Here is a 14,737-nt window from a genome sequence, read left to right as displayed (position 1 = left end):
AGGGTGTGCGAACCGCGGAATCCGCAGTTCCGTGCGCCCGTGATTTCACTCATGAGGCAGAACCGGGATGCCGGGTGGGCGGCTGCCTGTTCGAAGGCCTACCATCCTCTGTCGTGTCCAAACTGACCGACGTGCCCAAACGGATCCTGATCGGGCGCGCACTGCGCAGTGACCGGCTGGGCGAAACGCTCCTGCCGAAGCGCATCGCACTCCCCGTCTTCGCCTCCGACCCGCTGTCCTCCGTCGCCTACGCGCCGGGGGAGGTCCTGCTGGTCCTGTCCATCGCGGGCGTGTCGGCCTACCACTTCAGCCCCTGGATCGCGGTCGCGGTCGTCGTGCTGATGTTCACGGTCGTCGCCTCGTACCGGCAGAACGTCCATGCCTACCCGAGCGGCGGTGGTGACTACGAGGTCGCCACCACCAACCTGGGCCCCAGGGCAGGCCTCACCGTCGCGAGCGCGCTCCTCGTCGACTACGTCCTGACCGTCGCCGTCTCGATCGCCTCCGGCATCGAGAACCTCGGCTCGGCGGTCCCCTTCGTGGTGCAGCACAAGGTGCTCTGCGCCGTCGCCGTGATCGTCCTGCTGACGCTGATGAACCTGCGCGGCGTGAAGGAGTCGGGCAAGCTCTTCGCGATCCCGACGTACGTCTTCGTCGGCGGTGTCTTCATCATGATCGCGTGGGGCGCGTTCCGGGGCCTGGTCCTCGGCGACACCATGCGGGCGCCCACCGCCGACTACCACATCAAGGCCGAACACCAGGGCCTTGCGGGCTTCGCCCTCGTCTTCCTGCTGCTGCGCGCCTTCTCCTCCGGCTGTGCCGCGCTCACCGGCGTGGAGGCCATCTCCAACGGCGTCCCGGCCTTCCGCAAGCCCAAGTCGAAGAACGCGGCGACCACGCTGGCGATGATGGGTCTGCTGGCCGTGACCATGTTCTGCGGCATCATCGCCCTCGCCATGGTGACCAAGGTCCGCATGGCCGAGAACCCGGCCACCGACCTGATCCACAACGGCGTCGCGCTCGGCTCGCACTACGTCCAGAACCCGGTGATCTCCCAGGTCGCCGAGGCGGTGTTCGGCAAGGGCAGCTTCCTGTTCATCGTGCTCGCGGCGGCCACCGCCCTGGTCCTGTTCCTGGCGGCCAACACGGCGTACAACGGCTTCCCGCTGCTCGGCTCGATCCTCGCCCAGGACCGCTACCTGCCGCGCCAGCTGCACACCCGCGGCGACCGCCTCGCCTTCTCCAACGGCATCGTGCTGCTCGCCGGTGCGGCGGCCCTGCTCACCGTCATCTACGGCGCCGACTCCACACGCCTGATCCAGCTGTACATCGTCGGTGTGTTCGTGTCCTTCACGCTCAGCCAGACCGGCATGGTCAAGCACTGGAACCGCCACCTGGCGACGGAGCGCGACCAGGCCAAGCGCCGCCACATGGTCCGCTCCCGCGCGATCAACACGTTCGGCGCCTTCTTCACCGGCCTGGTGCTGGTCGTCGTCCTGGTCACGAAGTTCACGCACGGCGCCTGGGTGGCCCTGCTCGGCATGTGCATCTTCTACGCGACGATGACCGCGATCCGGAAGCACTACGACCGCGTCGCCGACGAGATCGCGGCCCCCGAGGGCCCCAGCGACGACAGTGTCCGCCCCTCCCGCGTCCACTCGGTCGTCCTCATCTCCAAGATCCACCGCCCCACCCTGCGCGCCATGGCCTATGCCAAGCTGATGCGCTCGGACACCCTGGAGGCGCTCACCGTCAACGTCGACCCGGCGGAGACCAAGGCGCTGCAGGAGGAGTGGGAGCGGCGGGGCATCGACGTACCGCTGAAGGTCCTCGACTCGCCGTACCGCGAGATCACGCGGCCGATCATCGAGTACGTCAAGGGCCTGCGCAAGGAGTCCCCGCGCGATGCGGTCTCCGTGATCATCCCGGAGTACGTGGTCGGTCACTGGTACGAGCACCTGCTGCACAACCAGAGCGCCCTGCGCCTGAAGGGCCGCCTGCTGTTCACGCCCGGCGTGATGGTGACCTCCGTCCCCTACCAGCTGGCCTCCTCCGAGGCGGCCAAGCTCCGTGCCCGCAAGCGGCAGGAGTGGAACGCGCCGGGTGCCGTGCGGCGTGGTCCGGCGGCGGAGCGGCCGAAGGAGTCCGCGGCCAAGGACTGAGGCATCCAGGTCTCGGGCGTCCAGGTCCGAGGCGTGCGGGGAAGGCCGTAGACTGGTGGGCTGTTGTCCAGGCCCACCGGCTGCGGCCGCTTCCGTTTCCTTCCCGAAGCGCCGTTCCCGACGTCCCTTCCCGGTTTCCCTCCCGATCTGGAGTCACCCCACCATGCAGGCAGAACCGACCAAGTCTCTGGTGGGCGAGGAGTACGAGGTCGAGATCGGCCCCGTCGCCCACGGCGGCCACTGCATCGCCCGTACCGCCGAGGGCCAGGTGCTGTTCGTCCGGCACGCGCTGCCCGGCGAGCGCGTGGTGGCCCGGGTGACCGAGGGCGAGGAGGGTGCACGCTTCCTGCGGGCCGACGCCGTCGAGATCCTGGAGGCCTCCAAGGACCGTGTCGAGGCTCCCTGCCCCTTCGCCGGCCCCGGCCGCTGCGGCGGCTGCGACTGGCAGCACGCCAAGCCGGGCGCCCAGCGCCGACTGAAGGGCGAGGTGATCGCCGAGCAGCTCCAGCGGCTCGCGGGCCTCACGCCCGAGGAAGCGGGCTGGGACGGCACCGTGATGCCGGCCGAGGGCGACAAGCTCCCGGCGGGTCAGGTCCCGCAGTGGCGGACGCGCGTGCAGTACGCGGTCGACGCCGACGGCAACGCCGGACTGCGCCGCCACCGCTCGCACGAGGTCGAACCGATCGATCACTGCATGATCGCCGCGCCCGGTGTCACCGAACTCGGCATCGAGGACCGGGACTGGGCCGGCATGGCGTCCGTCGACGCGATCGCCGCGACGGGTTCCCAGGACCGCATGGTGATCCTGGAGCCCCGCCCCGGCGCCCGGCTGCCGCTCGTCGAGCTCGACCGGCCCGTCTCCGTCATGCGCGTCGACGAGAAGGACGGCGGCATCCACCGGGTCCACGGCCGCGCGTTCGTGCGTGAGCGCGCCGACGACCGCACCTACCGCGTCGGCAGCGGCGGTTTCTGGCAGGTCCACCCGAAGGCCGCCGACACCCTGGTGAAGGCCGTCATGCAGGGCCTGCTGCCGCGCAAGGGCGAGATGGCCCTCGACCTGTACTGCGGCGTCGGCCTCTTCGCCGGTGCCCTCGCCGACCGTCTCGGCGAGAAGGGCGCGGTCCTCGGCATCGAGTCCGGCAAGCGCGCCGTCGAGGACGCCCGCCACAACCTCGCCGACTTCCCCCGCGTCCGCATCGAACAGGGCAAGGTCGAGTCGGTCCTCCCGCGCACCGGCATCACCGAGGTCGATCTCGTCGTCCTCGACCCGCCGCGCGCCGGCGCCGGCCGCAAGACGGTCGAACACCTCTCCTCCCTCGGCGCCCGCCGTATCGCCTACGTCGCCTGCGATCCCGCTGCGCTGGCTCGCGATCTGGCGTACTTCCGGGACGGCGGATACCGGGTGCGGACGCTGCGCGCGTTCGACCTGTTTCCGATGACGCATCACGTGGAGTGCGTGGCGATTCTGGAACCCGCTGCAAAGCGGGTCTGAACTGCAGTTTCTCGGGTTTCTCAGGCGTGGCCGGATACGCTCGACCTGTTTCCCGAAGTGCTGAACCTGCGGTTTCGATTGGACTTGATGATCCGTCAGCTTGTTTTTTGATTTGTGCCGGACCCCAACTCAAACCTTAAAGCCAAGAATGCTCATGACTCGGCTTACTCAGGTGCGGGGAGCGTGAAGGTGGGTGGCAAAGAAGGTCTCGATGCGCTGCCAGGCGTCCGCCGAAGCGTCCGGATCCGGGCCGATGTTCATGACGCGGAACAGGGGGCGCAGTGGCCTGGGGCCGGCCTCGGCGTCGTTGAGAAAGGCGTGGCCTGCTTGCGGGTACTCCTTGACGTCATGCACGACTCCATGGTGTTCGAGGGCCGCGCTCAGCCGGTCGGCCGCCCCCTTCAGGGTGCGGTCCTTCCCGCCGAAGCTGGCGACGACGGGGCAGGCGTCGGAGAGGACGTCCAGGTCCTTGGGAAGCAGTCCGTAGTTGGCGGACGCCGCGTCGTAGGCACTGCGTCCAGCCGTCATCAAAGCGAACGCCCCTCCCATACAGAAGCCGATGATGCCGACCGCGCCGGTGCAGTCACTTTGGGCCAGCAGATAGGAGCGGGCAGCCTCCAGGTCCTGGTAAGCACGCCCGGTCCCGGACATGGCCGCGCGGATCGTAGGGATCAGGCAGCGCCGTGCGCCGCCCTCGGTGAACAGGTCGGGCATCAGCGTGAGGTACCCGGCGCCGGCCAGACGCTCGGCCTGGCGGAGCATGACGTCGTCAACGCCGAGTACCTCGTGTGCAATGACCACGCCCGGCCAGGGTCCTGGGCCATCCGGTCGGGTGAGGTGCCCCTTCAGCCTCTGCGAGCCCCCGGCCGGGCCACTCAGGCTGCTCAGGTCAATGGCTTCAACAGCAGACACGGAGCTTCTCCCGGAGGCTGAGTGCGTTGGGTGCGGTTTCTTCTGAAGGGATGATCAGTTCGATCTCGCGACCTGCCGAGCTCAGTGGCCGTAATGAGGCGTCGGCGTAGGTGAGGCAGGTGTCGCAGACGGTGCAGCGGAACAGCATCGCGGTGGCACCTTCGCCAAGGTGGGTGAGGCACTGCTCGAGTTGGGCGGCGTCGTGCCGGCCGTCGATGCGCAGGTCCTGCCTCAGTTGGTCGAGGGCCTCGGGATGGGCCGCCAGCTCGCTGTAGCCGACCCCGCCGATGAAGGCGGCCGCGTCGTGGCAGCGGGTGGTCCCGCAGGCCGCGTACGAGCTCGAAGGTCTCGCCCCGTCGGCGGAACGGGACAACGCGGCGGGTCCGCCCCCGCATACACCACCTCGGGCCCCTCGGCGGGCGCCGGGATCAGCTGTCACACCCGCTCGAGCGAGACCCCGGTCCCCTCCGGGAAGCGCACGGCGGGCCGTTCGGGCTCCTGCCGGCTGGCGCCGAGGCCGTCGGAGTGGAAGACGCCGGGCCCCAGTGCGCACTGTCCCCGGAGGCGAGCAGCCGGGGCCCGCCCGAGTGCCACGCGTGGATGGCCTCGGCGTACACGGCCTGGCCGGGGAAGTGCGGCTCCTCGAACTCCCCTGCCCCGTCGCGCCGGTGGGCGAGGAAGAGCTCCTTCCTGGTGCTCGCCAGCAGCAGGGGCGCGGTCATGACGATCGCCTCTGTCCTGTCCGGTGTGTGACGCCTCTGTCGCAGCACCGCGGACAGTGTGGACCCGCCACTGACAGTCCCCGCTGACCTGCGCGAACGGCGTGCCGCGACCGCTCACCCGCCCGTCAGCCCGCCCGCGGCGGGCGTATCACCACCGCACCGGCAGGCTCCGCCTCCCCCGGATCAGCATCCCCGGGAGCCACTCTCCCGGCTCCCCGTCCGCCGCCAGATCCGGGCAGCGCTCCAGCAGCGTGCGCAGTGCCACCTCGCCCTCGAGGCGGGCGAGGGGGGCGCCCAGGCAGAAGTGGATCCCGTGTCCGAAGGAGAGATGGCCCCGGGCCTCGCGGCGCCGTACGTCGAAGCGTTCCGGATCGGGGAAGCGCGCCGGGTCGTGGTCCGCGCCGGCCATGGCGATCAGCACGATGGCACCGCGCGGCACCGGTACGCCGCCGACCTCGGTGTCCTCCAGGGCGATGCGCGGCGTGGTGGTCGCCACCGGCCCGTCGTAGCGCAGCGTCTCCTCCACCAGCCCCGCCGCCAGCCCCGCCGGATCGGCCCGTACGGCCGCCAGCTGCTCGGGGTGCGCGAGGAGCGCGCGCACCGCGTTGCCGATCGTGTTGACCGTCGTCTCGTGCCCGGCGACGAGCAGCAGGAAGGCCAACGAGACCAGCTCGTCCTCGGTGAGCCGGTCGCCGCCCTCGTCGACCGTGTGGACGAGGGCGCTGAGCAGGTCCTCCCCGGGGCTCTCGCGCTTGGCGGCGATGAGCCCTGTGAGATACGGCATGATCTGCTCGTACGCCTCCTTCTCCGCCTCGGGGCTGGTGGGCGCGAGGGTCTCGTTGGACCAGGCGTGGAAGGAGGCGCGGTCCAGGCCGGGGACGCCGAGCAGTTCGGAGATGACGATCATGGGGAGCGGGGAGGCGAACGCCTCGATGAGGTCGGCGCGGCGCGCTCCGTCCGCCGTCATGCGGTCCAGCAGCTCGTCCGTGATCTCCTGGATGCGCCCCCGCATCCCCTCGACCCGCCGGGCCGTGAACTCCCCCGCCACCAGCTTCCGCAGCCGGGTGTGGTGGGGCGGGTCGCTCATCAGCATGTTGGAGTTGCCGAGCATGTTCAGGGCGTACGGCGGGCTCCAGCCGGTCTGCCGCCACTCGCGATGCCAGTCCCGGCTGAGCTGCGGGGCGGTGAAGGCCTCGCGCGCGGCCTCGTACCCGACCACGAGCCACACCACGCCCCTGTCGGGCGTCACCACCTGGTGCACCGGACCGCGCTCGCGCAGCCGCGCGTAGGCGGTGTACGGGTCGGCGTCGAAGTCGGGGCTGAGCGAGGCGAGTAACTCGATCCCGCCGGGGCTTTCGGGCCGTTCTGTTATGTCGGGTATCGCGGGATCGGCGACGGCGTTCTCGGTCTTGGTCTCGGTCTCGGTCAAGACGGAATTCCTTTCCCTCAGGCCCGGGTTAACCGGCCCCCGCCGACCACTCCGAGCACGGCCGTTCACTCTAATCCCGCTTTCACACCCGCACAACTGTCCGATCCCCTTGCTACTGACCTTGAATGCGTGATGTCGTCACGGGTGAATCGAGTAGTCTGGTGCCGGTGAGACAGCCGTCGAGGACGTCGTGTCGGTATGGAGTCGGCGGAGGCCGTGCCGGATCGCGGTGATCAGGTCGGCTGGGGTCTTGAAGGCCCGGTTGGCGGTGGTGGTGCGGCGCAGGACGGACCAGATGCCTTCGACCGGGTTGAGGTCGGGTGCGTAGGGCGGCAGCTGGTAGACGGTGAGCCAGTCGTGGTCGGGGATGTAGCGGCGCATGCCCGTAACGGAGTGATGCTTCCAGAAATGCCGGTTGAGGGCTGCGAACCAGCAGGCGCCTTGTCCCGCGGCCGGGTCAACAAGGGCGAACCTCCGCTTGACGCATCCGTTGTTGCGGACGCTCGCTCTCGGCATCATGCGCTGTCGAACATGGCCGCCTGGAGATCACCAACAGCGTTCCGCGGCCGTGCCGGAGACACGTCACGCCCTGCTCCGCGAAGGCGGCCCTCCGAATTGAAGCACCGAGTCGACGGTGCGGCGCAGCGAGCGGGTCGTTGGCGGCGACGCGTAGGAGAGCCGAAAGAGCATGAGTTCGGCCTCGTCCGGCTTGCCGGGGATGATGGCGGTGAACCTGGTGCGCAGAGTGCGCAGAACGCCGGTCTCGGCGGCGTCGAGTCCGGTCTCGCTGCCACCTTCCACGCGGGCGAACAGGTAGAGCAGGGAGGTGTGGGGCTGGAATCCCAAGCCGAGGGAAGTGGCGGTGAGCCAGAGCCGTTGCAGGGCGCGGCCGCCGTTGACGAAGGCGTGAGGGCCCTTGCCCGGGATGGTGAGGCAGCCGACGGCCGACGAGGCGGCAAGGGCCTTTCCGGCACTCTCCTCGAAGGCTTTGCCGCCGCCGATCCGGCGAACGAAGGCTAGACCGGGCCATTGTCGGGCCAGACGGAGGCCCGCGAGGTCGACGTCGTCGAGCCCCAGAGTGGCGACGTCTATGCCGTCCCGCGTGCGCCGCGTCTCCTCGGGGTCCCAGCGCAACTCGTTCATCATGTCCCGATGCAGTTGCGGGGAAAGTATCCGCAGCCGGTCACCCGCCCCCAGGATCCGGCCCATCTCGTCCAACTGATCGCGGTCGGTGACGAGGTGGAGTCGGGCGCCGCTCTCGGTGGCGCAAGCCGTCAGCGCTGCGGCGTGCGACTCGACGAGCGGGCGAACGGGGCCAGGGCTGCGGTTGGTGGTGCGGTGCTCGATCCAGTCGAACAGTGCGGGGCGCGGGACGTCAGCCGCGCTGGAGAAGGTGAGTCGGCAAACCAGTCCGGAGTCGGCCGGAGTGGGGAAGTACTGCACATGGCAGGCCCAGCCCGAGGCTTGGGCCGCGAGGTGAATGTTCTCCACCGCCGCGCCGATGGCCAGATGGGTGGCGCAGCCTTCGAAGTCGAGCAAGGTCTGCGGCTGCGCGGCGTCGATGCGGCAGTCCAACGCCTCGTCATGGGCAATGAACTGCCAGGGCTGGCTGTTGCCGCCGGACGGCGCCTGGATGCCGTGGGCGACCAGGCGGCGAATGCCTTCTTCACCCAGGGTGGCGCCGGCGTTGCTGGGCGGCGGCGGCAGGAGGAGGGGAGGGGAGGCCACCTCCGCAGTGGCCTCGGACGTAGGCTCCGCTGGTGTCAAGGAGGTCTCCGCGCCCTCGCGGATCAGCGTGCCGGGGTCGACGAAGTACCTCCCCGAGGCCGTGAATTGACCGAGGAGGAGGCGGCGAGCGGTATCTGTCACCAGCGCGGCGCCCAGGCTGACTCCCGAGGCCAGCTGTGGCCATGAGGAGATGGTCTTGCCTGTCTCGACGAGGGAGGAGACCAGACGCTCGGAGGGCTCGTCCTGACCGAGGATGCGGAGGAGGTGCGGGAGCTTTTCGCGGGTCGACATCGCCTTGACTTTGGAGGCCCCCACTCCCTGCAGAAGGCCGTGCAGAAGGGGACGCCCAGGTTCGAGGTCGAACCGCTCCACATCCAGCATGCCGCGCTCGTTGGTCTCCATCAGGACGGGGATGCCGAGCGCGCGGGCGCGTTCACGGACGTGGACCTTGAGGAACATGTCGTCGCACTCCTCGACGAGGAGGTCGGTGCGGCCACCGCCCGCGAGGAAGGCGTCGGTGTTCTCCTCGGTCAGTCCCTCCGGCCAGACAGTGATGTCGAGGTAGGGGTCGATCTCGTACATCTGCCGTGCGGCTATGACGACTTTGGGCAGGCCGACATCGGCGACCGAGGCGCGGAGTCGGTTGAGGTTGGAGAGGGAGAGGTGGTCGAAGTCGGCGAGCCGGAAACGGTGGCCCACGCCCTCCTGAGCGAGGGTGACCGCACTTGCGGCGCCCACGGAGAGGCCGACCACGGCCACGGTCTTCCGTGACAGGAGGTTCTGCTCCTCCGCGGTGATCTTGTAGCGGTTGCGGGACTGACGGAGCTCGCGGTGCTCGGCCGGCGGTAGGACGTGGACGAGCTGTCGAGACCAGGCGTACCACGCCCATGTGCCGTACTCCGCCGGGGGCCTACTGCCGAGGTGGTCAGTGACCGCAAAGGCCAACTCGTCGGCGTCCGGACGCCAGTCGGGGCACCGAGCGGAGAGGAGCTCTGCCAGCTGGTCGGCGCACGTGTCGTGGACGGAGTCGACGACACCGCTTTCGAGGAGCTCTGTCAAGGCAGAACGTTGCTCGGGCTCGACCGGTGCGTACAGCCTCGGTCGCCATGGAGCAATGTTGCCGGTGGTCTGGGTGAGGGTGCCGAGATGCGCTTCCAGGTCCATTGATCTCCTAACGTGCGTTGCCTACGGATGCCGGGGAGGTGGAGTGCCCGAGGCCGAGTTTCTCGGCGACGGCGCGGGCCACGTCGGTGGGGATAAGGGGCGCTTCGTCCAGGGCGCGGTCCAGCAGCACCGCCGCATTGGTCAATCGCTCCTCGCGATGGCGGATGGCCGCGGCCCGGTTGATGAAGTAGTACGCCGTGATGCCCGGAAAGGGGCGGTCGTGCAGGGGGCGGTCATGCCGGAAACGGAGACCGCCCCGTTCGTACCCCTTGATTCGTTTAGTGGGGCCGCTGCCACAGATCACGGTTGCCCCCAGTCGCTGAGCCGCCACGACGGAGGCGAAGCACAGCAGGGACGAGAGGTTGCGGCCCCTCCAGTCGTTTTCCGCCCAGGTGCCGCAGATCTCTGCCACCGACTCGCCGGCGGCGACTTCGTCCGCCAAGGCATCGTTGAAATCCTGGCTCGCGAGGTGGATCTCGGACGGCAGCTGGCCCGCTATTTTCCGGTGGATGCGGATACCGCCGACGAGCCGCCCGCCCTCGTCGCCTGCCGTCTCGTCGAAAACAGCAAGGTAACTCACCGGGTCGCGAGTAGTGCGCGGGTCCGTGCTTCCGTACTTCGTCACCGTCTCGTAGCCGGTCGCGGAATAAGCGCGCTGCTGGGCTTCGAGATAGGCGTCGTAGGCGGGATCATTGAACTTTGCGTCGAGCAACCGGAGGTACACCAAGGCTCCTTGTGGGTTGGGTCGGCTCCGGATCATGGATGTGGCTGCGGACGGCATCAAAAAATACAGGACGCCCCATGGTCGGCCGAATACTTTTTGGTCTTCTTCGGCGCTTGCGCGTCTCGCAGACATGTTCCGGAGCGGATCCTCGACTGTAGTCGACGAATGGGACGCCTCAATCCGGCGACCTGTCCATTTTGGAAAGATGATCCAGCTATCTGACGCTCTATCCAATGGGTAATTTTCAGCCCCTTGATGCTCAGTCTGGGGCCAGGATCGGGGCTCCTTCGGTCAAAAAATATAGGCGTGCAGAGGTGGAAGCGATCGATTCACGCCATCAATGAGGGGGTTGGGGCGTGAATGGTCTTGCGCGGTTCTCGGGGTTGGTGTTGTCTCGTGGTGCATCGCGACCTAAACGGATTCGTCATTCGGACAGAACGCGTCAACGGGTAGCCGGTAGACGGTGAGCCAGTCGCGGTCGGTCGGCGATGCAGCGGCGCATCCGGCGGCGAGATGAGTGTTGAGGTTGATGCCCCTATGACCTCGTAACACGATCATGGTCGGGCTTTCTTGAGGCGTCTCCAGCAGATGAGGCCGCAGGCCGGGGAGACGAAGGCGTCGTGCAGGTCGAGGCGTCGTTCCCAGCGGACGGCCAGGCGCTTGAAGTGGTGCAGGAGCGAGAAGGTCCGCTCGACGACATGGCGGAGCTTTCCCAGGCCCTGGATGTCGGGGGCGCCCTTGCGGGAGATCACCGGCAGGATCCGGCGCCTGCGCAGTTCATGGCGGTCGGGGTTGCGGTCGTAGCCCTTGTCGCCGAGCACGGCGTCCGGCCGACGACGCGGGCGGCCGGGCTTACCGGCCACGGGCGGGATGCCGTCGACCAGGGAGAGGGTCTGCGCGACCCTGCTCACCAGTACCGTTCCCGGGCTCAGCAGTACCGTTCCCGGCCGCGCCGCCACCGGGGCGGGCGGGAACGGGACACCGTCGTCCGGCCTCTCCACGGCAGGTCTCCTGACGGCCGCGGTCACCACCATCCCGTTCGACGTCGGCACCACCGGCGGCCGGGGCAAGGTCCGGATCACGCCGGACCCCGGCCGCGTCGGCCGCACCTCGGTGGCAGGCGGTGGTCTACGGGCCCGACGGGGGTCTGTCCACCGTCCCCGAACCGCGCCTCACCCTGACCCTCACCGGCCGGCACGTGGGCCCCCTCGACACCCACGTCACCGACCGTGGCGGCTACCGGTCCGCCGACTCCTTCGCCCTCTCCCACCCCGGAACCTGGACGGTGAGGGCGACGATCCGGGTGTCCGAACTGGACCAGGTCACGGTGTTGTCGGCCCCGGTGCGGGTGACGCGGTAGGCGCGGCCACTGCCCGGAACACCCCTTGCCCGGCCGGGTCGCCTGCCGCGACCGCCGCGCCGCGTACGACACGAGCCGACCCGGACGAGGGCATCGCGAGGACGCTGCGGATGGACGCGGAGTGCGGTCGGCGCGGCAGCACCGTTGAGGTGACCTGGATCACTAAAGTCCCGTCTCATGACGACGGTTACCACGCGCACGGTCGAGTATCCGGCCGACGGCCTGACGATGATCGGGCACCTTGCGCTCCCCGCCGGTGCCGACCGCCGGCCCGCGGTGCTCGTCGGGCCCGAGGGGACCGGGCTGAACGACTTCCAGCGTCGCCGGGCCGACGCCCTGGCCGAGCTCGGATACGTGGCGCTGGCCTTCGACATCAACGGCGGGCGCTGGTTCACCGACCCGGAGGAGATGCTGGCGCACGTGATGCCGCTGCTCGCCGACCCCGACCGGATAAGGGACATCGGCCACGCGGCGCTCAAGGTGCTGCGCGCCGAACCGCGGACCGATCCCGACCGGATCGCTGCCGTGGGCTACGGCACCGGGGGAGCGATCGCGCTGGAACTGGGACGTGACGGCGTCGACCTGCGCGCGATCGGGACGGTCAACGCACTGCTCACGGGGCAGCCGGGCGAGGCGGCGCGCATCCGGTGCCCGGTGTGGGCCGGCGTCGGGTCGCAGGACCCGATCATGCCGCCCGCGCAACGGGATGCGTTCACCGCGGAGATGCAGGCCGCGGGCGTCGACTGGCGGCTCGTGGTGTACGGCGGCGCCTTGCACGCCTTCCACCATCCCCCGGTCGAGCACGCCGTGCGCCCCGGCGTCGGCTACCACCCGCTGCATGCGCAGCGAGCGTGGCGCGACGTCGTCGGCCTGCTCGCCGAGTGCCTGCCCGTGACGGAGTGATCCGGCCGGCGGTCGCACAGGTACCGGACCGCAGGGGCATCAGGACACGCCGACGACCGACCGCGGCGACACCACTTGGTCGATCAGCCCGTACGCCTTCGCCTCCGGCGACGTGAAGAACCTGTCCCTCTCGATGTCGTTGGAGATCCGCTCCAGCGATTGCCCGGTGTGTTCCGCCAGGACCCGCTCCATGAGCAGACGCAGCCGTTCGACCTCCGTGGCCTGGATCTCGAGGTCGGATATCTGCCCCTGACTTCCCTCGTGGGCGGGCTGCTGAATGAGGATCCGGGCGTTCGGCAGCGCCATCCGCTTCCCCGCTGTGCCCGCGGCGAGGATCACCGCGGCGGCGGAGGTCGCCTGACCCAGGCAGACGGTCTGGATGTCCGGCTTGACGAACTGCATGGTGTCGTAGATGGCGGTGAACGCCGTGAAGGAGCCCCCGGGTGAATTGATGTAGAGGGAGATGTCCCGATCCGGGTCCATGGCCTCCAGGCAGAGCAGCTGTGCCATGACGTCGTTGGCCGACGTGTCGTCGACCTGGTGCCCGAGGAAGACCACCCGTTCACTGAAGAGTTTGCCGTAAGGATCCAGTTCCCTGGTTCCCTGCGAGGTGCGTTCCACGAAGTGCGGAACGACGTAACGACCGGTCATGGGCACGCCCCGGTGCTGGGACGTGTGTTCAAAGGGCTTCACTGAGCGCGGTACCTCCGTGCGCAGGGGGGTGTTCCACCGGGCGGTCAACGAGCGGACGCGTGCTGGAAGGCCTTGCCAGGCGCCCCGGAGGCGTGGGTCATGATGTCGTCGATGAGGCCGTACTCCTTGGCCTGGGCGGGCGTGAACCAGTGGTCCCTGTCCGAGTCCTTGGTGATCTGCTCGAAGGTCTGGCCTGAGTGATGGGCGATCAGCTCGGCCATCTCCCGCTTCGTTTCCAGCATCTGCTTGGCGTGGATCTTGATGTCCGTCACGGAACCCGAGAGCCCGGCTGACGGCTGGTGCATGAGGATCCTGGTGTGCGGCAGGGAGAACCGCTTCCCCGGCGTGCCGGCCGTGAGCAGGAACTGGCCCATGGACGCGCAGAACCCCATGGCGACGGTGACGACGTCGTTGTGGATGTACTGCATCGTGTCGTAGATCGCGAGGCCGGCCATCACCGAGCCGCCGGGGGAGTTGATGTACAGGTAGATGTCCTGGTCCGTGTCAGCGGCCAAGGTGAGCATCTGAGCCGTGATCTGGTTCGCGATTTCGTCGTCGACTTCCTTGCCCAGGAAAATGATGCGGTCGCTGAGCAGGCGATTGTAGATCTGGTCACCGAACGCGGCACCGCCGTTGGGGCTGTAGGCAGACGGTGCCGGGTTGTGGAACTTTGCGTCACTCATGAATACCCCTGTCCTTGACCGAGCCCCAGGCGTCCCGGGGGAAACTGCGTCGGGTGCGCGAGGGGTTGAACTCGCCTTCCCCGGACTCATTCGAAGTTAACACGTTCACACGGCACGGATCGCGGCTCCGTCTGTTTTCTGCTCAGAGCAGACGAACGCCTGAACACCCATGTCCGCAGGCCCAGTTGGGGCGACGTCCGAACTGCAGACTCACAGGGTTCAATCTCGGACGTACAGCGATGGATTTCAGTCAGATCCCACAGTGCATTGCTTGGCCTTGGGCCTGCCGGGAAAAGGCGCCGCCGAAATCGGCCTGCTCTTCTTGTTCTCGTGGGTCGGAGGAGGGCGGGAGGCCCGGGTGCGGTCCCGGGACTTCGTGCGGGATCACTCGCAGCCGGGGGCGCCCATGACGAGGTACCGCCGCCGGATCACCCCCTCGGACGCCCCGCGAGGCCGGTCGAGATGCGGTCCCGGCTCCCCGGCCGGCGCGCACGCCGCTCGTTGAACTCTCTTGGCAACCAGGTCAGTTGTTGCGCTGGACGCCCGGACCCAGGCCGCACCGAGACCCGCACCGGGACGGCTGGAAGAATCGGTCGCGGCCGCGCGGGAGACCTCCTGCGCCAGACCGATGCGCGCACCGGGGCTCCGGGGGCGGGCGGACACGGACGCCGAGCCGGCCGATGGCGCCGCGACCAGCCGCCGAAGCCCGCCACAAGCGCGTGCGCCGACCGGTTGATGATTGTTCCGGCCTTCTGCCCGAGCCGG

12 protein-coding genes and 2 pseudogenes are annotated in these 14,737 nt (G+C 68.8%); 4 read left to right on the top strand and 10 right to left on the bottom strand.

Annotation, left to right across the window (positions count from 1 at the left end):
* Nucleotides 1-113: 113 nt before the first annotated feature.
* Both FB157_RS25105 and FB157_RS25100 read left to right on the top strand, forming a co-directional pair.
* Entirely contained in the window at nucleotides 114-2,162 is a 2,049-nt protein-coding gene (locus FB157_RS25105; RefSeq protein ID WP_145882900.1) for an APC family permease, read from the top strand.
* 163 nt (nucleotides 2,163-2,325) lie between these two features.
* Entirely contained in the window at nucleotides 2,326-3,654 is a 1,329-nt protein-coding gene (locus FB157_RS25100) for a class I SAM-dependent RNA methyltransferase (protein WP_145882899.1), read from the top strand.
* 168 nt (nucleotides 3,655-3,822) lie between these two features.
* Here FB157_RS25100 and FB157_RS25095 read toward each other — a convergent pair whose 3' ends face one another.
* From FB157_RS25095 to FB157_RS47435, 8 genes and pseudogenes are all read right to left on the bottom strand, one after another.
* Nucleotides 3,823-4,566 (bottom strand): dienelactone hydrolase family protein, encoded by a 744-nt coding sequence (locus FB157_RS25095; protein ID WP_145882898.1) that lies wholly within the window; start codon nucleotides 4,564-4,566, stop codon nucleotides 3,823-3,825.
* On the bottom strand, nucleotides 4,553-4,831 hold the full coding sequence (locus FB157_RS25090) for a hypothetical protein (RefSeq protein ID WP_398947253.1): 279 nt from the start codon (nucleotides 4,829-4,831) through the stop codon (nucleotides 4,553-4,555). The genes FB157_RS25095 and FB157_RS25090 overlap by 14 nt, the downstream gene beginning before the upstream one ends.
* A gap of 46 nt (nucleotides 4,832-4,877) precedes the next feature.
* Nucleotides 4,878-5,288, bottom strand: a pseudogene (locus FB157_RS49695) (exo-alpha-sialidase); the annotation flags it as partial.
* 148 nt (nucleotides 5,289-5,436) lie between these two features.
* The gene (locus FB157_RS25085; RefSeq protein ID WP_145883025.1) at nucleotides 5,437-6,630 is read right to left on the bottom strand and encodes a cytochrome P450; all 1,194 of its coding nucleotides are present in this window, start codon (nucleotides 6,628-6,630) and stop codon (nucleotides 5,437-5,439) included.
* A gap of 199 nt (nucleotides 6,631-6,829) precedes the next feature.
* Nucleotides 6,830-7,113: pseudogene (locus FB157_RS25080) on the bottom strand (transposase); the annotation flags it as partial.
* A 186-nt stretch (nucleotides 7,114-7,299) separates the two neighbouring features.
* Nucleotides 7,300-9,609, bottom strand: a complete 2,310-nt coding sequence (locus FB157_RS25075; protein ID WP_145882896.1) for an Rv1355c family protein — start codon at nucleotides 9,607-9,609, stop codon at nucleotides 7,300-7,302.
* 7 nt (nucleotides 9,610-9,616) lie between these two features.
* On the bottom strand, nucleotides 9,617-10,333 hold the full coding sequence (locus FB157_RS25070) for a hypothetical protein (protein ID WP_145882895.1): 717 nt from the start codon (nucleotides 10,331-10,333) through the stop codon (nucleotides 9,617-9,619).
* 554 nt (nucleotides 10,334-10,887) lie between these two features.
* The gene (locus FB157_RS47435) at nucleotides 10,888-11,334 is read right to left on the bottom strand and encodes a transposase (protein ID WP_186581671.1); all 447 of its coding nucleotides are present in this window, start codon (nucleotides 11,332-11,334) and stop codon (nucleotides 10,888-10,890) included.
* A 122-nt stretch (nucleotides 11,335-11,456) separates the two neighbouring features.
* Between FB157_RS47435 and FB157_RS25060 the strand changes: the two genes are divergently transcribed.
* A complete protein-coding gene (locus tag FB157_RS25060) occupies nucleotides 11,457-11,693 on the top strand; it encodes a hypothetical protein (protein ID WP_145882893.1) in 237 nt (78 codons plus the stop codon).
* Between the two features lie 177 nt (nucleotides 11,694-11,870).
* Entirely contained in the window at nucleotides 11,871-12,596 is a 726-nt protein-coding gene (locus tag FB157_RS25055) for a dienelactone hydrolase family protein (protein WP_145882892.1), read from the top strand.
* 39 nt (nucleotides 12,597-12,635) lie between these two features.
* Here FB157_RS25055 and FB157_RS25050 read toward each other — a convergent pair whose 3' ends face one another.
* Nucleotides 12,636-13,247 carry an ATP-dependent Clp protease proteolytic subunit gene (locus FB157_RS25050; protein ID WP_145882891.1) on the bottom strand — a complete coding sequence of 204 codons (612 nt, stop codon included), beginning with the start codon at nucleotides 13,245-13,247 and terminating at the stop codon, nucleotides 12,636-12,638.
* Nucleotides 13,248-13,333: 86 nt separating this feature from the next.
* Complete coding sequence (locus FB157_RS25045) at nucleotides 13,334-13,972, bottom strand: ATP-dependent Clp protease proteolytic subunit (protein WP_145882890.1); 639 nt, start codon at nucleotides 13,970-13,972, stop codon at nucleotides 13,334-13,336.
* Between the last annotated feature and the right edge of the window lie 765 nt (nucleotides 13,973-14,737).

The sequence above is a fragment of the Streptomyces sp. BK340 genome (assembly GCF_007827595.1).
GTDB lineage: Bacteria > Actinomycetota > Actinomycetes > Streptomycetales > Streptomycetaceae > Streptomyces.
The sequence above is the reverse complement of the archived record's forward strand: the minus strand, read 5'-3'. Positions and strand labels throughout refer to the sequence as shown.